Source organism: Sporomusa sp. KB1, from assembly GCF_007830295.1.
GTDB lineage: Bacteria > Bacillota > Negativicutes > Sporomusales > Sporomusaceae > Sporomusa.
Map to the genome: position 1 here is coordinate 2,641,900 of NZ_VLKC01000002.1, position 25,145 is coordinate 2,667,044.

24 protein-coding genes are annotated in these 25,145 nt (G+C 44.3%); 14 read left to right on the forward strand and 10 right to left on the reverse strand.

Annotation, left to right across the window (positions count from 1 at the left end):
• Positions 1 to 21 precede the first annotated feature (21 nt).
• From SALPA_RS15930 to SALPA_RS33275, 5 genes are all read left to right on the forward strand, one after another.
• A complete protein-coding gene (locus tag SALPA_RS15930; protein WP_145096041.1) occupies positions 22 to 1,470 on the forward strand; it encodes an S-layer homology domain-containing protein in 1,449 nt (482 codons plus the stop codon).
• A gap of 77 nt (positions 1,471 to 1,547) precedes the next feature.
• A complete protein-coding gene (locus SALPA_RS15935; RefSeq protein ID WP_145096044.1) occupies positions 1,548 to 2,987 on the forward strand; it encodes a M20 family metallopeptidase in 1,440 nt (479 codons plus the stop codon).
• Positions 2,988 to 3,054: 67 nt separating this feature from the next.
• On the forward strand, positions 3,055 to 4,374 hold the full coding sequence (locus tag SALPA_RS15940; protein ID WP_145096047.1) for an amidohydrolase: 1,320 nt from the start codon (positions 3,055 to 3,057) through the stop codon (positions 4,372 to 4,374).
• 416 nt (positions 4,375 to 4,790) lie between these two features.
• Positions 4,791 to 5,231, forward strand: a complete 441-nt coding sequence (locus SALPA_RS15945; RefSeq protein ID WP_145096050.1) for a UbiD family decarboxylase domain-containing protein — start codon at positions 4,791 to 4,793, stop codon at positions 5,229 to 5,231.
• Positions 5,219 to 5,293: a hypothetical protein gene (locus SALPA_RS33275; RefSeq protein ID WP_370516737.1), complete on the forward strand. Its 75-nt coding sequence runs from the start codon at positions 5,219 to 5,221 to the stop codon at positions 5,291 to 5,293. The genes SALPA_RS15945 and SALPA_RS33275 overlap by 13 nt, the downstream gene beginning before the upstream one ends.
• A 221-nt stretch (positions 5,294 to 5,514) precedes the next feature.
• Here SALPA_RS33275 and SALPA_RS15950 read toward each other — a convergent pair whose 3' ends face one another.
• Genes SALPA_RS15950 through SALPA_RS15960 form a run of 3 tightly spaced genes read right to left on the reverse strand, consistent with a single transcriptional unit; the run spans position 5,515 to position 9,584 of the window.
• On the reverse strand, positions 5,515 to 6,516 hold the full coding sequence (locus tag SALPA_RS15950) for an isocitrate/isopropylmalate dehydrogenase family protein (RefSeq protein WP_145096053.1): 1,002 nt from the start codon (positions 6,514 to 6,516) through the stop codon (positions 5,515 to 5,517).
• A gap of 4 nt (positions 6,517 to 6,520) precedes the next feature.
• A complete protein-coding gene (locus SALPA_RS15955) occupies positions 6,521 to 8,449 on the reverse strand; it encodes an aconitate hydratase (RefSeq protein WP_145096056.1) in 1,929 nt (642 codons plus the stop codon).
• A gap of 25 nt (positions 8,450 to 8,474) precedes the next feature.
• Positions 8,475 to 9,584 carry a citrate/2-methylcitrate synthase gene (locus SALPA_RS15960; protein ID WP_145096059.1) on the reverse strand — a complete coding sequence of 370 codons (1,110 nt, stop codon included), beginning with the start codon at positions 9,582 to 9,584 and terminating at the stop codon, positions 8,475 to 8,477.
• 199 nt (positions 9,585 to 9,783) lie between these two features.
• Between SALPA_RS15960 and SALPA_RS15965 the strand changes: the two genes are divergently transcribed.
• The 5 genes from SALPA_RS15965 to SALPA_RS30480 all read left to right on the forward strand — a co-directional run bounded on the left by SALPA_RS15965 (position 9,784) and on the right by SALPA_RS30480 (position 13,902).
• Positions 9,784 to 10,476: a Crp/Fnr family transcriptional regulator gene (locus SALPA_RS15965; protein ID WP_145096062.1), complete on the forward strand. Its 693-nt coding sequence runs from the start codon at positions 9,784 to 9,786 to the stop codon at positions 10,474 to 10,476.
• Positions 10,477 to 10,585: 109 nt separating this feature from the next.
• A complete protein-coding gene (gene asrA / locus SALPA_RS15970; protein ID WP_145096065.1) occupies positions 10,586 to 11,608 on the forward strand; it encodes an anaerobic sulfite reductase subunit AsrA in 1,023 nt (340 codons plus the stop codon).
• On the forward strand, positions 11,595 to 12,389 hold the full coding sequence (asrB, locus tag SALPA_RS15975) for an anaerobic sulfite reductase subunit AsrB (protein WP_145096068.1): 795 nt from the start codon (positions 11,595 to 11,597) through the stop codon (positions 12,387 to 12,389). The genes asrA and asrB overlap by 14 nt, the downstream gene beginning before the upstream one ends.
• A gap of 15 nt (positions 12,390 to 12,404) precedes the next feature.
• The gene (asrC, locus tag SALPA_RS15980; RefSeq protein WP_145096071.1) at positions 12,405 to 13,367 is read left to right on the forward strand and encodes a sulfite reductase subunit C; all 963 of its coding nucleotides are present in this window, start codon (positions 12,405 to 12,407) and stop codon (positions 13,365 to 13,367) included.
• A gap of 187 nt (positions 13,368 to 13,554) precedes the next feature.
• Entirely contained in the window at positions 13,555 to 13,902 is a 348-nt protein-coding gene (locus SALPA_RS30480; protein WP_222428020.1) for a hypothetical protein, read from the forward strand.
• On the opposite strand, the gene SALPA_RS15990 is transcribed toward SALPA_RS30480, so the two are convergent.
• The 6 genes from SALPA_RS15990 to SALPA_RS16015 all read right to left on the reverse strand — a co-directional run bounded on the left by SALPA_RS15990 (position 13,861) and on the right by SALPA_RS16015 (position 19,692).
• Entirely contained in the window at positions 13,861 to 14,982 is a 1,122-nt protein-coding gene (locus SALPA_RS15990; protein WP_145096077.1) for an ABC transporter permease, read from the reverse strand. The two genes, SALPA_RS30480 and SALPA_RS15990, sit on opposite strands and share 42 nt — an antisense overlap.
• Before the next feature lie 5 nt (positions 14,983 to 14,987).
• The gene (locus SALPA_RS15995) at positions 14,988 to 16,121 is read right to left on the reverse strand and encodes an ABC transporter permease (protein ID WP_145096080.1); all 1,134 of its coding nucleotides are present in this window, start codon (positions 16,119 to 16,121) and stop codon (positions 14,988 to 14,990) included.
• On the reverse strand, positions 16,118 to 17,107 hold the full coding sequence (locus SALPA_RS16000) for an ABC transporter ATP-binding protein (RefSeq protein WP_255451231.1): 990 nt from the start codon (positions 17,105 to 17,107) through the stop codon (positions 16,118 to 16,120). The genes SALPA_RS15995 and SALPA_RS16000 overlap by 4 nt, the downstream gene beginning before the upstream one ends.
• Positions 17,097 to 18,038: an ABC transporter ATP-binding protein gene (locus tag SALPA_RS16005; protein ID WP_145096086.1), complete on the reverse strand. Its 942-nt coding sequence runs from the start codon at positions 18,036 to 18,038 to the stop codon at positions 17,097 to 17,099. Before SALPA_RS16005 ends, SALPA_RS16000 begins: the two co-directional genes overlap by 11 nt.
• A 4-nt stretch (positions 18,039 to 18,042) precedes the next feature.
• Positions 18,043 to 19,035: an HlyD family secretion protein gene (locus SALPA_RS16010; protein WP_145096089.1), complete on the reverse strand. Its 993-nt coding sequence runs from the start codon at positions 19,033 to 19,035 to the stop codon at positions 18,043 to 18,045.
• A gap of 69 nt (positions 19,036 to 19,104) precedes the next feature.
• Complete coding sequence (locus tag SALPA_RS16015) at positions 19,105 to 19,692, reverse strand: TetR/AcrR family transcriptional regulator (RefSeq protein ID WP_145096092.1); 588 nt, start codon at positions 19,690 to 19,692, stop codon at positions 19,105 to 19,107.
• Positions 19,693 to 19,977: 285 nt separating this feature from the next.
• On the opposite strand from SALPA_RS16015, the gene SALPA_RS16020 reads away from it, so the two are divergent.
• From SALPA_RS16020 to SALPA_RS16030, 3 genes are all read left to right on the forward strand, one after another.
• Positions 19,978 to 20,583, forward strand: coding sequence for a cyclodeaminase/cyclohydrolase family protein (locus SALPA_RS16020; RefSeq protein ID WP_145096095.1), 606 nt, complete (start codon positions 19,978 to 19,980; stop codon positions 20,581 to 20,583).
• Positions 20,584 to 20,825: 242 nt separating this feature from the next.
• Entirely contained in the window at positions 20,826 to 22,388 is a 1,563-nt protein-coding gene (gene hcp / locus SALPA_RS16025) for a hydroxylamine reductase (RefSeq protein WP_145096098.1), read from the forward strand.
• 160 nt (positions 22,389 to 22,548) lie between these two features.
• Positions 22,549 to 22,761 carry a small, acid-soluble spore protein, alpha/beta type gene (locus tag SALPA_RS16030; RefSeq protein ID WP_145096101.1) on the forward strand — a complete coding sequence of 71 codons (213 nt, stop codon included), beginning with the start codon at positions 22,549 to 22,551 and terminating at the stop codon, positions 22,759 to 22,761.
• Between the two features lie 100 nt (positions 22,762 to 22,861).
• Here the strand turns inward: SALPA_RS16030 and SALPA_RS16035 are convergent, their stop codons facing one another.
• Positions 22,862 to 24,049, reverse strand: coding sequence for an MFS transporter (locus SALPA_RS16035; RefSeq protein ID WP_145096103.1), 1,188 nt, complete (start codon positions 24,047 to 24,049; stop codon positions 22,862 to 22,864).
• A gap of 202 nt (positions 24,050 to 24,251) precedes the next feature.
• On the opposite strand from SALPA_RS16035, the gene SALPA_RS16040 reads away from it, so the two are divergent.
• Positions 24,252 to 24,833, forward strand: a complete 582-nt coding sequence (locus SALPA_RS16040; RefSeq protein WP_145096106.1) for a TetR/AcrR family transcriptional regulator — start codon at positions 24,252 to 24,254, stop codon at positions 24,831 to 24,833.
• Positions 24,834 to 25,145: the final 312 nt, after the last annotated feature.

A 25,145-nucleotide genomic window follows, 5' to 3' on the forward strand; every position in this document is an offset into this window, starting at 1 on the left:
CATAATAACTAGGAGGAAAAAATGATGAAGAAAAAATTATCAATCGTGTTAGCAATATTATTTGTATTTAGTATCTCCGGAACGGTATTTGCAGCTGCTCCGAACCCGTTCAATGACGTACCTACTGATCACTGGGCATATACCGCAGTCACAAAATTGGCTAAAGCCGGTCTTATTGAGGGTAATGGCGATGGCAGTTTTGGTGGCAATAGACCTTTATCTCGATATGAATTTGGCATTATTACTTCTAAAGTAATAGAACGGTTTGAAAAAGCCGATCAGTCCAACAAAGATTTGATTAATAAGTTATCTGCTGAATTCGCAGCCGAACTTAATCAACTTGGCGTTCGTGTAGCTAAAGTAGAAGCAAAAACCAAGACTTGGATTGGTGGTGAAACTCGTTTTCGCTATTTTGAAGATAATCCCACCCCGGCCGGAGGCATTAAATTGCGAGGAGCGGATAAGTTTGACTGGCGCCAACGGATCAATATCAAAAGTGATATAACTGATAAGATTAGTTATTGGGGGCGTGTGTCTGCAGCAGGAAAAATGGGAAATATGGAAACTGGTAGTGGGTCGACAGTTGTCCTTGATATCATGTCCATAACTGCCAAAGATGTTTTAGGATTAGATAGTATTAGGGTAGGAAGGAGTCCTCTGGATACAATTGGCTATTCATTAATTGGTAAAGTTTCAGGTGCTGATGGTATTACAGTTAAACAACATTTTGGCGATGTACAGTTCAAGGCTTATACCGGTAATGTAAAATCAGCTGCGACAACTAACCTAGGTACCGGAGCTGCCAACACTGATAGTGGTGATGCTTATCAGCTTACTACTGCCCAACTAGGGTACGAACTGGCCGATAATATGAATGTGCAAGCCGGATATTACTGGGCTGATATACCCGGTACCGCCAAAGGAAACGGTATGGGTACGGTTAATATGCTTGGTTCATCAACTGGTACACAAGTTTTCAAAGAATCAAGGGGATTGGACATTTCTTTTGATTGGAAATTTGGTAAATATAGTATCTGGGCTGATTATGTCATGACGACATTAGACAAGCCTGTTGGGCTGCAATCCAATCCCAAAGGTTGGGCTGTGCAGCTTAGCAACAGCGTCGGTCCCAAAGCTTACTACAATGCTGTAAATCTTGTAAATCCTCAGAATATTGGTACTGACGCTTGGATGGCTTCTTATCGATCCATTGATGCGGGTGCGATTCCTAGTGGAGCTACTGGCTTTGATACTATGGCTAATGCTTATGCCGCACAGCCTTACAGTGTTTTTACTCATGCTACCGATAACGTAAATGTTCTCTTCTTGGCTTATCAAAAGGTTATTGACAAGAATGTGGTTATGTCCCTGGAATACCAAGATTTTAAAATCAAAGATCGAGGGTTGACTAATCTAACGTCGAAGCAACTTGATAAAACTTATAAAGCGCAGATAACGCTTTACTACTAGAATCTTTGTACCATCGAATATATGGGGAACATCTTGCTAGAATTGTATATAGAGTGATAAACGAGGGGCTGCAGAAAATGGATAAACAAAGATTGAATCAAATTATTGAGGAAAAGAAAGATGTTTTTATTAATGTTAGTGATAAAATATGGGAATATGCGGAAACCCGTTTTGTCGAAGTTAAATCGTCAGAGCTTTTGTGTGAAATATTGGAGAGCGAAGGGTTTTCTATAGAAAAAAACATTGCTGATATTGATACTGCTTTTGTGGCCAGTTTCGGCAGCGGAAACCCTGTTGTCGCCATATTGGGTGAATATGATGCCTTATCCGGAATGAGTCAAAAACCAGGTATAGCAGAGAAGGTGGCTCTTAGTGAAGGCGCTAGTGGACATGGTTGCGGCCATAATCTATTAGGAGCAGGATCACTTGCAGCGGCGGTGGCAGTTAAAAAGTTTATGGAAGAAAACAAAATTCTGGGAACGATTCGCTATTATGGATGTCCCGGAGAAGAAGGCGGTTCAGGCAAGACGTTTATGGCTAGGGCTGGCGCTTTTAATGATGTAGATATTGCATTAACCTGGCATCCGCTAACCCATAACAAGGTCATGTCAATGAATACGCTGGCCAATTATCAGATTTATTACCGATTTTATGGGAGAAGCGCTCACGCAGCGGCTGTCCCGCATTTAGGCAGAAGTGCTTTAGATGCTGTTGAATTAATGAATGTCGGAGTCAATTATTTGCGTGAACATATTATTCAGGAAGCCCGTGTTCACTATGCAGTTACCAATACAGGGGGTTCTTCTCCTAATGTGGTTCAGGCGGAAGCTGAAGTATTATATCTGATTCGGGCACCTAAAGTAAATCAAGTTCAAGAAATCTATGAACGAGTATGCAATATCGCAAAAGGGGCAGCCCTCATGACAGATACTCGATGTGAAATTGTTTTTGATAAAGCTTGCTCGGATATTATTCTAAACAACACACTGGAAAAACTTCTTTATAAGAACTTTATTGAAGTGGGTGTTCCTCAGCTTGACGAATCAGAAATGCAGTTTGCGAAAACGATGAGAAATACACTTGCTGCTTCTGATATAAGTAGCGATTTGCGGACGACAAGTGAGTATATGGGGGGGGAGGGACAAGAGATTGTAGAAAAATTGAAAGAAAAGGTGGTATCTGATATCATCTTGCTCTACTCATATTCGGCCATGAAGTTGCCGATTTCCACGGATGTGGGGGATGTAAGTTGGATTGTTCCAACAGCACAGCTTGGTGTGGCTTGTAATGTTTTCGGCACACCCGGGCACTCTTGGCAGACTGTGGCTCAGGGAAAAACTAGCTTTGCGCATAAAGGAATGCTGGTGGCGGGGAAAGTGCTTGCTCGGACGGCAGTAGATGCATTAATAAGGCCAGAGGTTGTTGCAGAAGCGAAAGAAGAACTAAAGAGAACTCTTGCTGGCGCAAAGTATGTCAGTCCAATCCCTGCAGGTGTTAAGCCGTCTTTCATCAAATAGATTAAAGCATTACATAATAAAGCTGATGACAGTGAATACCATTCCCAAAGGTTTGTGTAAGGGAGGAATGAAAGTGGATGGCAAAATTGTAAACATAGCGAAAGCTATCAAAACAAAGACAATTGAACGGCGTCGTGATTTTCATCGCTATGCAGAAGCTGCATGGACTGAATTTCGTACGGCTGCGATTGTAGCCGATACTCTTGAGCAATTGGGCTATTGTGTACTGACGGGCGATGAAGTCATTGAAGCCGAAGCTATGATGGGAGTGCCCTCTCTGGAGGAACTTGAGCATCACATGAAACGTGCTTTAGCACAAAACGGGAAACTAAGTTGGATCGAAAAAATGAAGGGTGGAAAAACAGGGGTAGTAGGCGTAATACGTTTTGCTAAACCCGGACCCGTCGTAGCTCTCCGCTTTGATATGGATGCGAATGATTTATTGGAAGCTGAAGACGATCAACATCGTCCTTATCGTGAAAAATTTACATCAGTCAATAAAGGTACTATGCATGCCTGTGGGCATGATGGTCACACGGCAATTGGTCTGGCGATTGCGGAAATCATTAGTATGTTAGCAGAAGATTTAGCTGGCACAATTAAATTAATTTTTCAGCCGGGTGAAGAGGGGGTACGGGGAGCCAAAGCAATGGTGGCAAAAGGTGTTGTGGATGATGTAGATTATATCATTGGCATGCATTTAGGCACAGAACTTGGAAAGACTGGAAAGTTCGCCTACGGGGTTGATGGATTTTTGGCCACTACGAAAATGGATGCAAGTTTTGCTGGGGTAGCGGCACATGCTGGTTCTGACCCTGAAGTGGGGAAAAATGCACTATTAGCTGCCGCTAATGCTATCATTAATCTTCATGCTATTTCCCGGCATAGCCAAGGAGATTCTAGAATAAATGTTGGTGTTATGCATGGTGGTACTGGACGAAATGTGATTCCGGCCAATGCGCTTATAAAATTTGAGACGCGCGGCAGCTCAACTGAAATTAATGAATATATGCAGCAGCAAGCAATTCGTGTTATTGAGGCTGCAGCAAGTATGTATGGTGTTACGGTCTCAATGAATTTGATGGGAAGTGCAGCTGGTGGTAAAAGCGATTTCCAGCTTGCGGAACGGATCCAAAAGGTAGCGAAACGGCTGGAAATTTTTACGGAAATTGTAAAGATAACGAGTGTTGGCGGTAGTGAAGATTACACTTATTTTATGGAGAGAGTACAGCGACGTGGCGGGCAGGGGATAGCTACTTTGGTTGGTGCTACGCTGGCGGCTTGTCATCATAATTCCTATTTTGATTTTGATGAGGATGCGCTTGAATTGGCTACTACTGTTTTGACTAGTTCAGCTGTTGAATTACTTACAGAAAAATTAAAATAGCTATTTGGATGTAATTTATTGGGTTGCTGGTCAAAGTGCTTCTAGGTGTTCAGGGTAACTCTGACTTCCGTTTCAGATATATTTTTCTAAACCTAGTGGCTACGGGCTTAGGCATTATGGGCCTCAGCCTGATCGATTTCACTTCCTCCGGGTAGAGATTGACTATTTGTGGTAGACTTAATTGCCTGATGTGGTAGATTTGTAAATTCGCGGATCGCCTTCATCCTGCGCATCTGAAATGACTAAGAGCCCGCGGAATCAGCGGGCTCTTGTTGTTTCTCCAGGGTAGCTGGCAGGACTAAAATAGGGAATTGGCTGTCCCGGAAGTTGACGGACAGTATGACGCCACCGCAAAGTGATGGCGGTGATAGAGCAAACCATACAAGATAAATAACGAACGATAGAGGAGTTTTTTCATGACACAAGCAGAACTTTTAAAGATTACTGATCTACGGTCAGCCTTAGAACTGTTAAAAACTATACCGGATCAATTAATCGAAACTAACGAACCGGTTGATCTGCAGGCCGAACTGGCAGGAGTATACCGCCATGTTGGCGCGGGCGGAACTGTGCAGCGTCCCACGCGCATTGGGCCGGCCATGATCTTTAATAATATAAAAGGACATGAAGGGGCCAAAGTAGTGACCGGAGTTTTGGCCAGCCGCGAAAGAGTGGCCATTATGCTTGGTACAAAACCGGAGCGGCTTGGTATGCTGCTTAATAAGGCGGTAGAAGCACCTGTTGCTCCTGTTACAATACCCCAAGACCAGGCTTTATGCCAGCAGGTTGTGCACTACGCGACGTTGTCGCGGGAATACACATTGATAAAGCCTCCGCAGCAGATATTCATGAACTAAATGCAAACTGTGATTATGTCATCAAAAAGCTGATAAACAGGATACAGGCGTTAGAACTGTAATTTTAGATAATTCAAAGCGTTTTGTGGTTAATACAGTTTTGTTGGCTTGAGTGGTTAAGACATGAATTGCAAACTATTATCCAGATCTACCATGGGTGGGACAGGTTTGCTGTCCCTTGGCTGGGCAAAGCGCCTGTCCATACCCAAAGAGCTAATCAAAACAGGGAGAGCCATTAGGCTTCTCCCTGTTTTTTCGCAATAAGGCGTTTTTAATTTTTTAATCACAAATTTCGGATGAGAGCCGCTGTAATATCTTCGGTTGTGGCCGAACCACCAAGATCAGGAGTGAGCGTCGTCCCCGCAGATAAAACTTTGCTAATGGCCTGTTCGACCCGGGTGCCAATGTCTCTGGCATCAATGGAATTAAGCAGCATAACACCAGATAGCAGCAGCGCGATTGGGTTTGCCATATTTTTTCCGGCAATGTCGGGTGCCGTTCCATGAACAGCCTCAAAGATAGAACAGTCTGCGCCGATATTAGCTCCCGGCACCACACCAAGACCGCCTACCAGGCCGGCGCACAGGTCGGATATGATATCACCGTACAAATTTGGTGCCAGGAGTATGTCGAATTTTTCCGGAGCGATTACTAGCTGCATACAAAGATTGTCAACGATGACTTCGTTATACTCTATCGACGGATAGTTAGCAGCAGTTTGCCGAGCACATTCCAGGAAGAGACCGTCTGAAAGTTTCATAATATTTGCTTTGTGCACTGCTGTTACTTTGCGCCGGCCATGGGTAACAGCGTAATGAAACGCTGCTTCGGCAATTCGCAGGGAAGCGGCTGCAGTAATGATTTTTATTGATTCGGCAGCGTCTTTGCCTACTTTGTGCTCAATGCCGGCATAGAGGTCTTCGGTGTTTTCGCGGAAAACCACGAGATCTACATTGTCGTACCGGCTTTTCACTCCAGCCAGTTTCTTTACCGGCCGCAGGTTGCAATAAAGATCGAAGGTTTGCCGCAGTGTTACATTAATACTGCGGTGACCTTTGCCGATGTCTGTAGTTAATGGACCTTTGAGAGCCAGGCGGGTTGCTTTTATACTGGCTAATGTTTCCTCAGGCAGGGCCGTGCCCAGGGACGCTAATGCCGTATGCCCGGCAGTACGAACATCCCAGGTTACAGGTGCACCGGCGGCTGCAAATACTGTCTGAACCGCTTTGCTGATTTCCGGCCCAATACCGTCGCCGGGAATGAGGGTTACTTTATGCTTATCCATGGTCTCACTCTCCTTTCTCTCTGGTGTGATTGAGCAGACCACCGGCAAGTAGTATGCTTTGCTCCCGGCTGGTAAGGTCAACTTTTAGGAGGATCGGGCGCTTGGCTTCTCCATAGGTTGCCTGAATACGATCACCGGCAAGTATTTGGGCCTGAATATTTTCGATTATTATTTCTGTTCCAAGTTCAAGCGCAGCATAATCAGCAGGGTCATTAAAAGTGAAAGGAACAATACCGAAATTAATGAGATTGGCTCTGTGGATACGGGCAAATGATTTGGCGATTACCCCTTTTATCCCCAGATATAAGGGGGCCAGGGCAGCATGTTCCCGGCTGGAACCTTGACCGTAATTGGTTCCGGCGACAATAAATCCGCCTCTTCTCATTATAGCTCTTTCGGGGAAATTAGGATCAAGACTATGAAAACAGTAGTTGGCCAAATGAGGGATATTGGAACGATAGGGCAGCAAATGTGCATGAGAGGGCATAATATGATCAGTAGTTATGTTGTCGCCTGGTTTTAGCAGAATTTCGCCACAAAGCACCGGTGGTAGTTTGTCAGCCCGGGGAAAAGGCTTAATGTTCGGACCCCTGATTATCTCAATATCTGAACCATTTTCCGGCGGGAGAAGTAAGAGGCTGTTGTCGGCTATTACAGGAGCTGAGGTATTGACTACCGGCGGATTTCCTATATCCCGCGGGTCGGTAAGCACTCCCGTTAAGGCACTGGCGGCTGCAACCTCGGGACTGGTGAGATAAATTTGAGCGTCCGGTGTTCCACTGCGCCCCTCAAAATTGCGATTAAATGTGCGTAGTGATATTCCGCCTGAGCGGGGCGCCTGCCCCATGCCAATGCAGGGGCCGCAAGCACATTCCAGAATCCGTGCACCGGCCTGAATCATAGCCGCCAGGGCGCCATCTCTGGCAAGCATCGCCAATACCTGTTTCGAACCAGGAGATATGGCTAGCGAAATGTTAGGATGAACACTTTTTCCTTCAAGGATTTTAGCCACTTTTAGTAAATCTGAGTAAGAAGAATTTGTACAACTGCCGATAAGAACCTGGTCTAAAGCGATACCGGACAATTCCCGTACCGGAACAACGTTATCAGGACTGTGTGGCTTGGCAATAAGCGGTTCCAGGTCGGTAAGGTTTATAATTACTTCTTCGTCATAACGCGCATTATCATCAGCAATAAGTGAGACCCAGGCATCGGCTCTTCCCTGGCTGGCAAGGAAAGTCCGGGTTTGCTCATCGCTGGGGAAGATGGAGGTGGTAGCACCAAGTTCAGCCCCCATGTTGGTGATTGTTGCTCTTTCTGGAACAGAAAGCTGAGCCAGGCCAGGACCGCTATATTCGAAGATGCGTCCGACTCCGCCTTTTACAGTCAGCCGCCTGAGCAGTTCTAAGATGATGTCTTTTGCTGACGTCCAGGGAGGCAGTTGTCCTCTTAATTCTACTTTGCAGATACTGGGCATGCGCAGGTAGTAGGCTCCACCAGCCATCGCTACTGCTACGTCAAGACCGCCGGCACCGATGGCAAGCATTCCCAGACCGCCGGCTGTTGGCGTATGACTGTCTGAACCGAGCAATGTCCAGCCCGGACGTCCGAAGCGTTCCAGATTAACCTGATGGCAAATGCCGTTACCGGGTTTAGAGAACACGATGCCGTGTTTGGCAGCCACTGTCTCGATATACCGGTGATCGTCGGCATTTTCGTAACCGCACTGCAAGGTGTTATGATCAATGTAGGCAACAGACAGTTTGGTTTTAACTCTGGGAATATCTATCGCTTCCAGCTGTAAGTAAGCCATGGTTCCGGTGGAGTCCTGGGTTAATGTCTGATCAATACGGATAGCGATTTCTGTACCTGACTTCAGTTCTCCGCTGACCAAATGAGAACCAAGTATTTTTTCTGTGAGTGTAAGAGCCATAGTTGTTAGTCTCCTTATACCGGCATTAGCGATCCTCAACCGCAATCCAGCTTACTTCTTTTTTACCAATGTATTTTGCTCTGGGCCTGAGCAGCTGGTTGTTTTCATGCTGTTCCAGAATATGTGCAAGCCAGCCACTTGTCCGGCTGATAGCAAATATAAGCGTAAATAGATCACGCGGTATGCCCAGAGAGGTATACACCAGTGCAGAATAGAAATCTACATTTGGCAGTAATGCCTTGCGCTCCTGGACGATATTTTCAATTTTTAGCGCCATTTCATACCAACGGGAGTCTTGCCGCCACTCGGCAAGTTCTTTTGCCAGTGGTCGTAAATATTTAACGCGCGGGTCACCTTTCTTATATACCCGGTGACCAAAGCCCATTATTAATTTGCTGTTTTTAATTCTTTGATCAAGATAGGATTCTACCTGACTTATAGTACCAATCTCCTCCAGCATAACGGCAACCTGTTCATTAGCATTTCCATGCAAGGGCCCTTTTAATGTGCCAATAGCAGATACGATGCCGGAATAAATATCTGACATTGTAGATACTGTAACGCGGGCAGCAAAAGTGGATGCATTTAATTCATGTTCGGCGTGCAGGATTAAACAGGTATCTAAGGCTTTAACTGCAATGGGAGCAGGTTTCTCGCCGGTAAGGAGCCAGAGAAAAGTCTCTGCCAGAGAATTGGCGGCGATGGTGTTTATTTCAATTGGTTCGAGGCCTTTGCGGATTCTGTCTATTGCTGCCACAATAGCAGCAATTCGGGCCATAATACGTATTGCTTTGCGGTGATCGGCTCCAAAGGAATGATCCATTACTTCATCATCAAAATGAGTAAGAAAGGATACACAAGTACGAAGTTTGGCCATTGCATTTCCCCAGGGCGCATATAATTTTAATAGAGCATAAATCTCAGGGGGCAGCTTGGAGTTTTCAGCCATATCTTCCTTCAGTGCTTTTAACTCTAGTCTGTTAGGCAGCCGTCCATACCATAATAAATAGATGACCTCTTCAAAGGTAGCGTTTTTGGTCAGGTCATCTATTGTGTAACCTTGGTAGCGTAGAATACCATCCTCAATGGAGCAGATCGAAGTTTCACAAGCAATCACATCGGTCATTCCAGCCATTATTTCAGCTCCTCTCTCTTACATTGTGTTTTACTGGAATGCTATACTTATAAGGTATAATGCTTTTCATTATAATAGTGATTTATTAGATAATCAAGTGATTTATTACAAAACATCGACGTTTATTATCGAAATCACATAGCGTGTTGCACATTTGATTAATACAAAGGGACAAAAGTGCGGAACGAGAGGATTTATTATGAATTTAAATACCAGTGAGGCTGTGGCACTTGTGGAGATACTTCAGCAAGCAACTCCCGATTCGATCAGAGCTTTGTCTGCCTGTGGCAGGCTGCGCTGCCTGGCGAAGGGGGAGCATTTATTTCTTGATAAAGAACCGGTAGAACACCTTTATATTGTTATCAGCGGCTTTGTCACACTCTATACGGTTGACCCTCAGGGGGAGAAAAAAGTCATCTTTCTTTTAGATAAAGGAAAACTTATTAATGAGGCAGTTTTGCAAGGGCTTCCTGCCTCCATTAATTGCGAAGTATTTGAGGAAGCGCAAATTCTTTGTTTTGACAGGCAGGATTTCCTGCGCGTTATGGAACAGGATTTCGCACTTACTAAAAGCGTGTTGGATTCTTTTGCCATGAAGGTCCGGCGACTTTATCGCCAAATGAAAAACACTCCTAATTCTGTGCGTGGTGATAAACGTATTGCTGCCAAGCTGTGGAAGCTGTCCAGAGATTACGGGGTTCCCTGCGCAAGCGGAACCAAAATTAAGATGGATTTGAGTATTACTTATCTTGCGGACATGCTGGGTTCCAGGCGCGAAACAGTTTCACGTCAGTTGAAAATTCTGGCCGGACAAGGGTTGATTCAAGTAAATGATGGTCAAATTACGATACCAGACCGTGATAAACTTTCAAAATATTTCAAGCTGCCGTGATTTTAGTCACGGCAGTTTTTTATATCCCAGGGTACAATTAGATTGTTAAAAAATACACAAGCGCGGATTGTTATTCCATACTACGTCAAGCAAAAAGGAAGGTGTAATCATGGGCTATTGTTTGGATAAAGCGGGGTTCAATCAGGTATTACAAGCGTTGTCCCAGGAAAATGTTGTTTATGCTCCCAGGCTATTTAAGGATGGGGGCGGGTTCTCAGATACGGATCGCGTTCGTTACGGGGAAATCCATACAGTGGAAGAAATTATTTTTGATCGTAAATCAGAGTATTCCTTTAAAGAGGTGCTGCTGCCGCTGTCACAGACTTTGTTTTTCTTTACCCAAGACGTGGTAAAGGAAGCTGACGCGCCGCAAAAGGGGGCAGTTATCTTATTGCGCAGTTGTGATTTGCATGCGGTCAAACGGCTTGATGCGATTTATCTGGGAAACGGCGGTGAAGATTATTATTATAAGCGGTTACGGGAAAAAGTAAAGTTTATTTTGATTGGCTGTCAGCACTCGTTTGAAAACTGTTTCTGTGTCGACATGGGAACAAACCAAACTGCTGACTATGATGCTTACCTTGAAATGAAGAATGACAAGGTATATGTGGATAATCATAACAAGGTATGGGATGCGGCATTTGCTGCCCACAGTACGGGGACACCTGCTGTAATGCCTGCATATGTAACCCAGAATGAGACCCGCGTCCGTATTCCGGACGGGATTACATTAGATGTGATGCACTCCGGAATGTGGGATGAGTATGACAGCCGCTGCATAAATTGCGGTCGCTGCAATTTCGTCTGCCCCACCTGCACCTGTTTTACCATGCAGGATATATTCTACACTGATAACGGCAATGCCGGCGAAAGGCGCCGGGTGTGGGCAGCTTGTATGGTGGATGGCTTTACTGATGTTGCTGGCGGCGGCTCATACCGTAAGAAAAATGGCCAGAGAATGCGCTTTAAGGTATTGCACAAAGTATATGATTATAAAAAACGAAACGGCTATCATATGTGTGTAGGTTGCGGACGTTGTGACGATATCTGCCCGGAGTATATATCCTTTTCTAATTCCATAAATAAACTGGCTGATGCTAGTAAGGAGGTGGCGGCAAATGCCGGCAAATGAGTACCTTCCCTTCTTGTCTGAGATAAAGAAGGTTATCAAGCACACTGATATTGAATATACCTTTCGTCTTACTTATGAGGGGGAGGTGAAGCCAGGACAGTTTTTTGAAGTCTCCATCCCGAAGTATGGTGAAGCACCCATTTCAGTCAGCGGTATTGGTGAGGGGACAGTAGATTTGACCATCCGCCGGGTGGGTAAGGTTACTAATGAGATTTTTGAGCGTTATGTTGGTGATAAACTGTTTATGCGCGGCCCCTATGGCAACGGTTTTGACATCGAAAACTACAAAGGCAAAGAGCTTGTAATAATAGCCGGAGGAACTGGCCTATCCCCGGTAAAAGGTGTGGTGGATTACTTTTCCAACCATAGTGAAGAAACAAAAGGCATGACGCTGATAGCAGGATTTAAGACACCACAGGATATTTTATTTCTTGAAGATTTTGGCCGTTGGCAGCAAATGCTGGAGGTTATTTTGACGGTGGACTGTGCAGAAGGCGACACTGCCTGTCAGATTGGTTTGGTTACTCAATATATTCCAGAGCTTACGCTGAAAAATGCTGCTGAGGCAGTTGCTATTGTGGTTGGTCCGCCGATGATGATGAAGTTCACTACTCAGGGACTTTTGGATCGAGGATTTCGTGAGGAAAATATTTGGATTTCCCATGAACGGAAAATGTGCTGCGGTATCGGAAAATGCGGTCACTGTAAAATTGATGACACCTATGTTTGCCTTGACGGGCCGGTATTTAACTATGTAATCGGCCGTCAGCTGCTTGATTAGAAGGGAGGGGTTCAAATGGATGTCAATACCAAAAAGCTAAAGAAGAACGCCTTTCGGGTGACAAAACACAGAGGGTTGACAGCTGCCCGGATTCGGATTCCAGGTGGATATCTGGAAGCAAAATATTTAGCTATGATTCAAAATATCGCAGAAACCTGCGGTAACGGCATTGTTAATATTACAACCCGGCAAGGTTTTGAAATTCCCGGGATCAAATTTGAAGATATGCCTAAGGTCAATGAACTGCTCCAACCCATTATCGCAGGACTCAACATTAACCAGGAGATTGTGGGACAAGGTTATACGGCCTCAGGGACAAGAAATGTTATGGCCTGCGTGGGCAATAATATATGCCCATATGCCTGCTATAACACCTCGGCATTTGCGCAGCGGATTGAAAAAGCAATTTTCCCCAATGATCTGCATTTTAAGGTTGCGCTTACTGGCTGTCCGAATGACTGTGCAAAAATAAGAATGCATGATTTTGGTATTATGGGTATGACCTTGCCCCACTATGACAGTAGTCGTTGTGTCAACTGTGGGGCCTGTGTAAAAGCTTGTGCCAGAAAATCAGTAAGCGCGCTGGAGACGGTAAATTTCAAGGTAGCGCGTGATACCAAGCAATGTATCGGCTGCGGCGAGTGTGTGCTGAATTGCCCGACTGGCGCCTGGGCGCGCAGCCATGAAAAATATTTTCGGTTAACTATTTTCGGCAGAACAGGCAAGAAAAATCCCCGTTTGGGTGAAGACTTCATTAAATGGGTAGATGAAGCCAGCATTATTAAAATTATTTGTAATACCTATGCTTATGTAAAAAATTACATTGATCCGTCCGCTCCCGGCGGCAAGGAGCATATTGGGTACATTGTGGACAGAACAGGTTTTGAAGAATTCAAAAAATGGGCGCTGAAAGATGTTCATCTTCCGGCAAGAGCAGAAGTATGTACCCCTATTTACTGGAAAGGTGTTACCTATTGATCCTTCCAGGCAATAGATTATCGCGGTATTTGTTTGTAATTGAGTGCCAAGAAAGGGGATACGTTATGAAAGTCTGGCAATGGTTTTGTCAGCTAGGTACTTACAAAAAAACGGATTTAGTCAGAGTCAGATATAAGGAGAAAAGTGCTGCTCATTGTAATACAGGACAATCAGGAGTCGAAAGTGTATGTACGCGATTGAGCGGCAATGCAGGCTGCCAATGTGGCAGTACCATGCGTGGACTGCATTGTATCTGGTCATATTACCGGATGAATTAACAGCTATATATTTCGCACTAAAGAATGCTACAGGCGCAGGCGGGTGGTGTATTGACAACGCTCCACCACTGGCGTTTGACTTCCGCTTATGTCAACAGACCACCCGCCTGCAAAACTTTACTGCGTTGTATATAGCAAGGATGCTGTTAAAAAGCAATAATGAAAAAGAGCTAGAACCCATGCAAGCAAGGTTTCTAGCTCTTTTTCAGTTAATGTTATGCCAAGTTTTTGCGAAATCGTCGAACGGCTGCAAATAAAACTGCACTTCCTAAGGCCAGGAGTGCTGCTAGTTGCGGCCATAAGACTGTTATCCCGATACCTTTGAGGAAAATCCCGCGAATAATGATGAGAAAGTAACGTAAAGGATTTAAATAGGTAAAAAATTGCACTATATCAGGCATGTTGGCAATGGGAAACATGAACCCGGATAGCAGTACAGCCGGAAAGTAAAAGAAAAAGGTGGACATCATTGCTTGCTGTTGTGTTTTAGAAACCGTAGAGATGAATAAGCCTATGCCAATTGTCGTCATTAAAAATAAAGTTGTTGCTAAAAACAATAACAACAGGCTGCCACGAACAGGAATATTGAACCAAAGCACGCCGATTAATGTTATAAAGGCGACATTGGTAAACCCAATCATAATGGAGGGCATGGTCTTACCCAGGATAAATTCAAAGGAAGAAATAGGGGTAACGATGATCTGCTCCATGGTACCGACCTCTTTTTCCCGCACAACAGCCATACTGGTTAGCAGTAAGGTTACCAGCATGACCAGTATGGCAATTACTCCTGGCACATAAAAGTTGCGGCTTGTTAGGTTTTCATTAAACCAAGCGCGGGTTTCAAGGTTTATGCCGACCGAAACGTTACGTGTGCCGTCAGACTGTTGCTGTAAAAGTAAAGTGGCGCTGTCGCCAACTATACGACTGCTATAACTTAGTACGACGCCTGCAGTATTAGAGTCGGTACCGTCAACAATAATCTGAACAGGAGCCTTTTGCCCGGCGGCAATTTTCTGGCTGTAATCTGGCGGGATACGGATGATCGTCGCTACCTTTCCGTAGTTGAGCAGTTCATTAATCTGTTGATCATTAGTAAGGTATGTTTTGATGTCAAAATAGCCGGAGTGGCCAAATTTATCAATTAGGTTGCGGCTATCCGGGGTTTGGGACTGATCGTAGACCGCTGTTGGCACATGATTTACATCTGTAGTTACGGCGTAGCCGAATACCAGGGTTTGAACGAGTGGCATAACCAGAACCACAGCCCGCATTTTCGGGTTGCGGAATACTTGGATAAATTCTTTAATCAGCATGCATTTTAATCGTTCCAGCATCAGCTTTACACCAGCCTTTTTTTGAACTTGGTATTGGCGATTAATAGGATAACTACGGCAAAAATCAATAAAATACTGGCATCAGCTAGTAAGATGGAGATTCCGGCGCCCTTTAGGTAGATATTTTTCAAAATTGCTACAAAATATCGGGCGGGTATTAAGTAGGTTAGTCCTTGAATCGCCAGCGGCATATTCGCAATTGCGTACATAAACCCGGATAACAGGAAAGACGGTAAAAAGGTGAGTATCATAGCAAGTTGGCTGGCTAAAAGCTGGGAACGGGTGGCGATGCTGATTAACATCCCCATGGACAAAGATCCGGCTAGAAAAACGGTGGATAGCCCAAATACCAGTGCTACACTGCCGCGCAGCGGAACATGAAAGATAAATTCCCCCATCAGTACCGCTAACAATACATCTAGCAGGCCAATAACGAAGTAGGGGATTAATTTACCGAGAATAAGTTCATGTGTTTTTACGGGCGTGGTGATAAGTTGTTCCATGGTGCCAGTTTCCCACTCTCTGGCCACAGTCAGGGAAGTGAGCAGTGCGGCAATGACCATCATAATTACTGCAATCAGGCCGGGAACGATATAATTTTTTGCGGACATGTCCTGGTTAAACCATACCCGGGGTTGGGCCTCAAGCAGGACTGATGGTGTTTTTCCGTTGTATTGCCTATTGGCAGTCAGTAGAAGCTTGTTTGTATGGCTGGCAGTAATGGTTTGTGCATAGCTGATGGCGATTGTGGCTGTATTGGCATCACTGCCATCAACAATTAGCTGGGCGGTAGTGCTTTGCCCGCTTTCCAAATTGCGGGCAAAATCCGGGGCAATGACCAAGACCAGCAAGGCTTCGCGGGTATCAATCGCTTGCTCCGCTTCCTGATAGGAGGCGATGTAGCCCTTTAGGCCGAAATAAGGAGAAGCTGTGAATGAATGGATATATTCCCGACTTTGCGGCGAATGGCTTTGGTCCCAAATCACGAGTGGCACATTGTCTACATCAAGACTCAGGGAAGATCCAAATAATAAAATGAGCAGCAGCGGTATCACAATGGCCATGCCTAAGCTGCGGGGATCACGGCGAATGTGGAGGAACTCTTTTTTGGCAATGGCAAGCACGCGAGTGATATTCATGGTTTTGCCTCCAGTGTAACGCCAGTCTGCTTGTCTTTGGTCTCAATAATAGAGACAAACACATCTTCCAGTGATGGTGCTATTTTTATTAAACTGCTATACACAATCTGTTGTTCGGTTAATGCCGCAGCAATGCGGGGCAGTATGTTCTGGCTGTCATATCCGACAATGTGCAGGCCGCGGCCAAATAGAGCCGCGTCTTTGACCTCCGGAATTTCTTCAACGACTTGTAGTGCTTCATAAGGATTGAGACATTCCAGATTTATAATTTCTTCCTGCATATAGTTACTCTTTAATTCATCCGGCGTACCAATAGCGACCAATTCACCACGATAAATCATGGCTAGGCGATCGCAATATTCTGCTTCTTCCATATAGTGAGTGGTTACAAATACAGTCACTTTATCGGCAGCCAATTGATAAATTAAATCCCAAAAATTCCGGCGGGATATAGGATCAACTCCTGATGTTGGTTCGTCTAAAAAAATTACCGGTGGTTTATGCAGCAAGGCGCAGCCTAATGCCAAGCGCTGGCGCCACCCTCCTGACAACACGGTCGTTAGACTATGCCGATGCTCCTCAAGGCCGGCCATTTCCAGCACCCAAGCTTTGCGTGCTGCCTTTTCACTGGCCGGGATGCGGTAAATGCCGCTAAAAAAATCAATGTTTTCTTCTACCGTCAAATCTTCATATAATGAAAAACGTTGCGACATATAGCCAATGTGCTGCTTGATTTTTTCCGCTTCCTGTTGCGCATCGAAGCCTGCTACGGTCGCTTTGCCTGCTGTAGGGGTGATAATTCCGCACAACATTCTGATGGTCGTTGATTTCCCCGCTCCATTCGGGCCCAGAAAGCCAAAAATTTCGCCTTGCTTTACTTTAAGAGATATCTTATTCACAGCAATAAAATCACCGAAATGTCTTTCCAGATTGTCAACTATCACGGCATATTCAGTATTGTTGTGTTCTTCATTATTAGGTAACAATACGATCCCTTCTTTCTGACGGTGTAAGTATGGAGATAAAGACATCTTCCAGTGAAGGGGAAACAATCTTGGTAGTAGCTTTGACGCCTAAGTCTGCCAAGGCTGTCTCTGCGGCGGATAATGCCGCAAAAGTATCGCCAGGCAGTACCATATGGATTTTATCGCCAAATAAACCGCAGGACAAAGGCTTAGCTGCATTGGTCAATAAAGGCAGGATAATTCGTGGTTGTTCGCACTTGATTTCTACTAAAACTCCTTGCATGTTTCGTTTCACTGCATCAGGAGTGCCGCAGGCTAGTAAACGTCCCTGATGCAGCAACCCGATTCTTGTACAGCGTTCTGCTTCGTCAAGATAGGCAGTAGAAACAAATATCGTTACTTTCTCTTTGAGTAATTGATAAAGAATACGCCAAAAGTCGCGCCGCGACAACGGATCAACTCCGTTAGTAGGTTCGTCCAGCAGAAGAATGCGCGGGGTATGAATTAATGCACAGGCCAGAGCCAACTTTTGTTTCATGCCGCCGGACAGATTTTGTGCCAAGCGGTCTCGAAAAGGCGTCATATTGCTAAAAGCCAGCAATTCTTTAATTTTGCCCCGCCTGATTTTGGCTGGAACATTGTATAAGTCTGCATAAAAATTGATATTTTCTTCTACTGTAAGATCTAGGTATAAGCCGAAACGCTGTGGCATATAGCTGATATGCTGCTTGAGGGTTTCCGCCTCATGGACAATATGACAGCCTTGGACCCAGGCATCACCGGCTGTCGGCTCCATTATGCCGGCCAAGAGACGCATGGTCGTGGTTTTACCAGCGCCATCCGGCCCCACTAAGCCGAAGACTTCTCCCTGAGCGACCGTTACGGATAACTCATTTACCGCTAAGTTGTCGTTGAAGGCTTTTGTTAAGTTTTCTATGCGGATTGCGTCCATGACGTCAGACTCCCTCAGTCAAAATGACAGCGTCTGCAGGCATGCCGGGTTTTAGTTCTTGCGCCGAATTATCAATAATAATTTTAATGCGGTAAACAAGTTTAACTCTTTCTTCCGTGGTTTGGATGGTTTTGGGAGTGAATTCCGCATCAGCGGAAATAAAGCTGATAGAGCCATTATAGGTTTTTCCAGGATAAGTATCTGTTGTTACCGTAACCTTTTGTCCAAGCCTGACACGTCCCAGGTCTGTTTCTTTAATGTATGCTTTTAGCCAGACATGTTCGATATCACCGATTGTTACAAGGGGTGTTCCGGCAACAACATATTCACCGGCTTCAATATTTTCTGAAAGTACTACGCCATTGATGGGGGAGCTGATTTGGGCATAGGAGAGACGCGTTTCAGCCAGCTTGACCGCATCTTGCGCTTGTTGCACGCGGGCTTGGGCTAGTTCCAGTTGTTCCTGACGCGGACCTGCGATTACTAAATTGAGTTGCTGCAAAGCCTCTTCATAGCTGGCGTTGGCTGTTTCAAAGGCCGTATGAGCCCGGTCACGTTCTTGTGCAGCGATGGCAGCCATAGAAAATAAGCGCTCAGCACGCTGCTTTTCAGCGGCGGCATTCTGTTTGACAGCCTCAAGGCGGCGCACTACTGCTTGGGCGGCGGCTACATCCTGACTGCGAGAACCATTTGTCAGTTCCGACAGGGTAGCCTGTGCTGCCAGCAATTGAGACTTTGCCTCAGCAACAGCAAGCTCAAGTTCAGCGGTTTCCAATTGTGCTACCAGTTGTCCTTTTTGAATAGAAGCACCTTCATTGACTAAGCGTGCAGTTACATGGCCGGGAATTTTAAAGCCGACACCCACTGTTGTAACTTCCATGTTTCCGGAAACATGGATTTGATTAGGATTCACCGGTTTCTTAAAATAGAAAGAGTATACACCGGCTGCCAAGGCAATAAGTAGCAGCGGAATCAGTATTCTGAGTCGTTTTTTCATACAATCATTCCTCGCTTTGTTACCTCAATGTGAATTAATATTCACATTGAGAGTAAAAAATTTCCTGCGTTAGCAAGCAATACCACGCCAGTAAATCTGCCAGGAGGTTTCTTGGTAGATTTCAATCAGCTTATCATTAGTTTGACTTAAAATAATCAGTGGCTGAATTAAGCCAATAAATAGCATAGCGGCGGATTTGGGGTCGACGCCAGGCGCAATTTCGCCCTGGGCTTGGCCTTCGGCAATCATGTCTGTGATTTGTTCAACATATCGGGAAATGACAGCAAGTATTTTCCGCTTTAATAGCATATTTTTGTTATTGCCCAATAATGAAAAGAGAGTTTGCGGAATGGCCCGTTTGCTTTCTATAAATTGTAAGTGTAAAGTAAAAAGCAATTTTAACCGTTTCTGTGTTTCTTCTTCAGTTTTCATAACATGGAGAATATTTTCGTGCAAAGCCTTGCCAACATACTCTATTAAACCTTCAATGATTGCCTCCTTTCCTTGAAAGTGACGGTAAATGGCTGAGGGCACTAAATTGATTGCTGCGGCAATACCTGCAATATTTAGGTTATCAAAGCCTTGTTGCTCCACTAGTTTTAACGCTGCTTCCATGATTTCTTCTTGCCGGAGTTCGGTTGCTTTTTTTTGTGTCATAATGTACCACCATTGTGAATTTAGATTCACTTACATCATAAAATATTTTCCAACTGCTGTCAATCAATATATATTTGGACTAGCTCTTCCGGCAGCAGAAAAGGCACTGGAAAGTGGTTCTCCATCAGAAGTAAAACATAGCATAGCTTTCTTAAAAACCGGATAAAGACAAGAGTGGCGGTGATTTTAGTCACAGTACCAAATATAATTTGCGAGTATACTATACTTACAGATAGAATTTTGCATTGATTCAATAGTCGAGAAGCAGGAAAGGTGGAGAAGAACATGCTTGTAGATTTAAGTATTAAAGATTTTGCGAATAAGGTAGCTTCCTATGAATCAGTAGTCCCTGCAGGCGGTTGTGTTATGGCACTGTCAGGCTTAATGGGAGTTTGTTTACTGGAAATGTCTGTAGACTCGGTTTATGGACGCCCAGAGGGGGAAAAGGCTCAAGACCTTTTACAAAAGGTAAAAACACAGTTAACGGCATTACATAGCGAATTGTTAACCTATGTCGACAAAGATGCACAGGCATATGGCGGGGTGCTTGCAGCCTACAAATTGCAGAAATCCACCCTAAAAGAAACAGAACACCGCCAGGCTGAAATTGAAGCCGCCGCTTTGTCGGCTATTGAAATACCTTTGAAAATAAGCGCAGCCTGTATCGCGGCCTTGGAACCAGGCATTATGCTGTTGCCAAAGGTTAAGCAGGGTGTACTGGGGGATTTAAAGATAGGCTTATTGGTGACTAAAGCAAGTATTGAAGGTTCACTTGCAGCTGCAAGAATGAATTTGTCGCTAATCAAGGAAGAGAAACTCGTCAAGGAATTGCGAGCTCGGATTGATGAACTGCAAGTAGAATTTGATAAGGCAATGACTAAGTTGGGGTAGTTCATTCCTGGCAATGCCGAATGGGAACAGAGACACTGTCTTTGTTCGGAAAGTATAGTGGGGTTGCTGATAATATTGTTGCATGAGCAGGAACACCTGTACCTATAAAACAAAGTCGAAGCAACGAATAATTGGTGAATTTTTGAAAAATATTGAAGGATATTAGTTGCTATTTAGCGAATAGGAGTATTGAACGAAAATTTAGAAATGTATTCTAATTCGTATTAAAGGAGGATAAGTCAATGTCGATGTTTTGTTTTCAATGTGAACAGACTGCTGGTGGCAAGGGCTGTACCAAAATAGGTGTATGTGGCAAACAGCCAGATGTAGCTAACAATCTGGATGGGCTTACGTGCGCGTTGATTGGTTTGGCCAGAGCAGCACAGGGCAAAAGTGCAGGCAAGACAGCTAACGAACTAGTACGACAAGGGCTTTTCACCACCGTTACAAATGTTTGCTTTGACAGTGACCGAATAAAGGTACTAATTGAGCAAATTCATGCCGAAAAGAATAAATTGGATTTAATGGCGGAGGATTTTGATCCAAGTGAGCTATGGACTGGTGAAACCGACATTGTATCACTTCGTTCCACCTTATTGCTTGGAATGCGTGGAATGGCGGCCTACGCCGAACATGCAGCTGTATTAGGTAAAGAAAATCCGGAAGTTATGGCTTGGTTTTATAAAGGCCTGAAAGCACTGGGCGAGGAACACACTGCTGAGCAGTGGCTTGACCTCTTGATGGAGTTTGGAAAAGTCAATCTGGCCTGTATGGAACTTCTTGATGAGGCCAACACCTCTACTTATGGTCAGCCAAAACCTACTAAAGTAACTTTGAAGGTAGAAAAAGGGCCATTCATTGTTGTTACCGGCCACGATCTACTGGACTTAAAACAACTTCTGGAACAAACCGAAGGAAAAGGTGTCAACATCTATACTCATGGTGAGATGCTGCCAGCCCATGGATATCCTGAGCTAAATAAATATGCGCATCTTAAAGGCAATTTTGGCACAGCCTGGCAGAATCAACAGAAAGAATTTGATAACATACCGGCACCCATTTTATTTACTACAAACTGTTTGATGGTGCCAAGGAGCACCTATAGCGACCGCGTATTTACCACCTCGGTAGTGGCGTTCCCCGGAGCAACGCACATTTCGGGCTCGCAGCATGTAAAAGATTTTTCAGCACTCATTAATAAAGCCATTGAGCTGGGTGGCTGGTCTGAAGACAAACAATTTACCGGTATCAACGGTGGTACAGAGGTGATGACAGGGTTTGCCCGCAATACTGTTCTTAGTGTTGCCGGAACTGTTATTGATGCGGTAAAAGCAGGGGCCATTAAGCATTTCTTCCTGGTCGGTGGCTGTGACGGTGCAAAGCCAGGCCGGAACTACTATACCGAATTCGTAAAAAAAGCACCGAAGGATACGGTTATATTGACACTGGCGTGCGGAAAGTATCGGTTTAATGACCTTAACATCGGGGAAATCGGTGGATTGCCGCGGATTATGGATATGGGGCAATGTAATGATGCTTATTCGGCAATCCAAGTGGCGGTTGCACTGGCAGAGGCGTTTAAATGCGGCGTTAATGACTTGCCGCTTACTTTGGTCCTTTCCTGGTATGAACAAAAGGCCGTCTGTATTTTGCTCACGCTGCTTGCTCTTGGTATCAAAAATATATACATTGGCCCTTCGCTGCCAGCATTCTTATCACCAAATGTAATTAATATTCTAGTATCCAAGTTTGATCTTCACCCGATTACTACACCGGAAAATGACCTCCAGGCTATATTGAAGTAAGCTGATTGGCGCAAGCCATGCTTTCTGTATAAATACCCGCCTAAAACGTAATGTTTTAGGCGGGTATTGCAGGTATATACAGTAGTAAACGAATAGATTGTGGTATAACGGTAAATATTATACATAGGCTTCTGAAAATTTATTATGGAGGTGGCTATGTATGCCAAATAAAGGCGGAGTTATGTCAGAAGAAACGAAATATAAATTGGCTAATGATCTCGGATTTGGTGACAAAGTCAGTGACCATGACTGGAGCGACGTTACTACGGGGGAAGTTGGGTCTATGGTTAGAGAAGCCATCCGGCGTGGTAGTGAAGCAGTAGAAAAAGAAGCGCAAGTTGAAAATGGTGCAGTTCATCAGAATGCTAAATAAATAAAATGACCTGAAGTTTCATTAAAAAATGAGACTTCAGGTCATTTTTGTTGCATAACATGCCAGTGAGCGGATGCTTGTGGAATTTTACCAGTATATGCTAATTATTTTTTTCTGTGAAATAATATAATAATGCTATAACTGGCATACTTAGTCCGAGAATAGATGCAAACATCCAGCCACCATAAGCATATGCCCAGCCGCCTAATGCAGATCCAATTGCCCCACCGATAAAGAAAACAGCCATAAATACTCCGTTTACGCGTCCACGTATTTCGCTGCCTAGTGAATAAATCGCACGCTGACCAAGAACGAGATTACCGGATACTGCCATATCTAAAGTAATGGCTGCAATGACAAGCATCATTAAAGCGATGGTTGAAGAATCTTTAAATATATGTGTAAGCAAAAAAGATAGAATCGCAATGACAATGGCCAAACCCGTCAATCGTTTGGTCCAGCCCTTATCGGCCAATCTTCCTGCGATAGGAGCAGCTATGGCACCTGCCACACCGGCAAGGGCGAATAAGGCAATGCCCTGCTGTGATAAATGAAAATGACTGGCCAGCCATAAAGGGATTACCGTCCAAAACAGACTGAAAGCACTGAATAAGCAAGCTTGATAGAATGCACGGCGGCGTAATACAGCTTTCGTTGTAAAAAGTGACCACAAGGAACGAATTAAACCACCATAATTCATGGTTGGCAAGGGGTTTCGTTCGGGAAGAACGAAAGCTAACAGTACAGCCAATATAGTTGTAATGCCGGCAGAGAGAATAAAGATTGCCTGCCAGCCCCAAAGGTCAGTAACAAAGCTTGCTACTGGCCGGGCAAGCATGATTCCGAGCAGTAGCCCGCTCATTACATTGCCTACCACTTGGCCGCGCCGTTCTTCCGTTGCTAAATGAGCTGCATAGGGCACCAGTATTTGCGTTGCTACAGAACCCAGCCCGATGAACATTGCCGCTATAAGAAAAAATAGTGCATGATGCGTAAGGGCTGCTGTGACTAATGCGCAAATCACAATTACTAATGTGGAGGAAATTAACCGTCGATTTTCAATGAGATCACAAAGGGGGACAATAAATAATAATCCAGCAACATAGCCAATTTGCGTTAACGTTACGATTAATCCTGCTGACGCTAGAGGAAGATGGGTATCGGTACTGATAGGGCCAACTAAAGGTTGCGCATAATAAAGATTAGCAACAATCACGCCACATGCAATAGCTAGCAGAACGGTAATCCAATTTGGGACTTGCCTGGTTTTTGATTGTACAGTATTCATATAATATCCCTGCCTTAGTTTTTTTACGTTTAAGTATTTTTGGGGGCCCAATATAAATACTAAACGTATAGTTTATTTAATAATCATATTATAAACTAAACGTTCAGTATTTGTAAAGATGTATTTTATTTTCTTGTGAGAAAATATTTAGTATAATGTACGTATAGTTTTAGTTGGTGAAAATACACAGGGAGGTATTTTTTTGGAAAAGAAAAAAGGGCGTCCTCGTAACGCCGCAACGGAAAAAGCGATTCTTGCTGCTTCCTATGATTTGTTGCTAGAGAATGGCTTTGGAACCGTAACTGTTGAGAAAATTGCTGAACGGGCCAAGGTGAGTAAAGCGACCATTTATAAATGGTGGCCCAACAAAGCTGCGGTTGTTATGGACGGCTTTCTATCTGCGGCTATGTCTAGGCTTCCCGTACCGGATACAGGTTCCGTTATTAATGATATAGTCATTCAGGCTAGCAATTTAGCCAAGTTTCTAATTAGTCGGGAAGGCAAAGTAATCAATGAATTAATTGCAGAAGGACAATTTGATTTAAAGTTGGCGGAAGAATATCGATCAAGGTATTTTAATCCCCGGCGACTTGATTCGCGGCGAATTTTAGAGCGAGGGGTGCAAAGAGGAGAGCTAAAGAAGGACCTGGATATTGAATTGTGTATTGACTTAATTTATGGTCCGCTTTTCTATCGTTTGTTAGTAACAGGCGAAAAATTAGATGAATCTTTTATAAGAGTCTTAATAAATTATGCTTTTGAAGGCATTCATTTAAAGAGATAACTTATAGAAACTGTATATAGAAACGAATGGCGGTTATCTTACTTTTCTCTACATCGTTATAGAGTAACCTCACATTGGAGCGATGTGACAACAGGCGAAGTTGGATCCATGGTCAGAGAAGCTATTAAGTGCGGCAGTGAAGCCGTGGAAAAAGAAGCGCAAACTCAAAACGGCGCAGCCCATCAGAATGCAAAATAAATAAAAATGGCCTGAAGTTATTTCTATTGGACTTCAGGTCATTTTTTTGTTGCATCACATGCCATTGATGGCATGTCCATAAAGGCATTTCAAAGGGAGATTAGCTCAAAGAAA

Bases quoted from the DNA above. Each gene is read 5' to 3' on its own strand.
- SALPA_RS15930 (WP_145096041.1), top strand. From the start codon at position 22: ATGATGAAGAAAAAATTATCAATCGTGTTAGCAATATTATTTGTATTT.
- SALPA_RS15935 (WP_145096044.1), top strand. From the start codon at position 1,548: ATGGATAAACAAAGATTGAATCAAATTATTGAGGAAAAGAAAGATGTT.
- SALPA_RS15940 (WP_145096047.1), top strand. From the start codon at position 3,055: ATGAAAGTGGATGGCAAAATTGTAAACATAGCGAAAGCTATCAAAACA.
- SALPA_RS15945 (WP_145096050.1), top strand. From the start codon at position 4,791: ATGACACAAGCAGAACTTTTAAAGATTACTGATCTACGGTCAGCCTTA.
- SALPA_RS15950 (WP_145096053.1), bottom strand. From the start codon at position 6,516: ATGGATAAGCATAAAGTAACCCTCATTCCCGGCGACGGTATTGGGCCG.
- SALPA_RS15955 (WP_145096056.1), bottom strand. From the start codon at position 8,449: ATGGCTCTTACACTCACAGAAAAAATACTTGGTTCTCATTTGGTCAGC.
- SALPA_RS15960 (WP_145096059.1), bottom strand. From the start codon at position 9,584: ATGGCTGGAATGACCGATGTGATTGCTTGTGAAACTTCGATCTGCTCC.
- SALPA_RS15965 (WP_145096062.1), top strand. From the start codon at position 9,784: ATGAATTTAAATACCAGTGAGGCTGTGGCACTTGTGGAGATACTTCAG.
- asrA (WP_145096065.1), top strand. From the start codon at position 10,586: ATGGGCTATTGTTTGGATAAAGCGGGGTTCAATCAGGTATTACAAGCG.
- asrB (WP_145096068.1), top strand. From the start codon at position 11,595: ATGCCGGCAAATGAGTACCTTCCCTTCTTGTCTGAGATAAAGAAGGTT.
- asrC (WP_145096071.1), top strand. From the start codon at position 12,405: ATGGATGTCAATACCAAAAAGCTAAAGAAGAACGCCTTTCGGGTGACA.
- SALPA_RS30480 (WP_222428020.1), top strand. From the start codon at position 13,555: ATGTACGCGATTGAGCGGCAATGCAGGCTGCCAATGTGGCAGTACCAT.
- SALPA_RS15990 (WP_145096077.1), bottom strand. From the start codon at position 14,982: ATGCTGGAACGATTAAAATGCATGCTGATTAAAGAATTTATCCAAGTA.
- SALPA_RS15995 (WP_145096080.1), bottom strand. From the start codon at position 16,121: ATGAATATCACTCGCGTGCTTGCCATTGCCAAAAAAGAGTTCCTCCAC.
- SALPA_RS16005 (WP_145096086.1), bottom strand. From the start codon at position 18,038: ATGGACGCAATCCGCATAGAAAACTTAACAAAAGCCTTCAACGACAAC.
- SALPA_RS16010 (WP_145096089.1), bottom strand. From the start codon at position 19,035: ATGAAAAAACGACTCAGAATACTGATTCCGCTGCTACTTATTGCCTTG.
- SALPA_RS16015 (WP_145096092.1), bottom strand. From the start codon at position 19,692: ATGACACAAAAAAAAGCAACCGAACTCCGGCAAGAAGAAATCATGGAA.
- SALPA_RS16020 (WP_145096095.1), top strand. From the start codon at position 19,978: ATGCTTGTAGATTTAAGTATTAAAGATTTTGCGAATAAGGTAGCTTCC.
- hcp (WP_145096098.1), top strand. From the start codon at position 20,826: ATGTCGATGTTTTGTTTTCAATGTGAACAGACTGCTGGTGGCAAGGGC.
- SALPA_RS16030 (WP_145096101.1), top strand. From the start codon at position 22,549: ATGCCAAATAAAGGCGGAGTTATGTCAGAAGAAACGAAATATAAATTG.
- SALPA_RS16035 (WP_145096103.1), bottom strand. From the start codon at position 24,049: ATGAATACTGTACAATCAAAAACCAGGCAAGTCCCAAATTGGATTACC.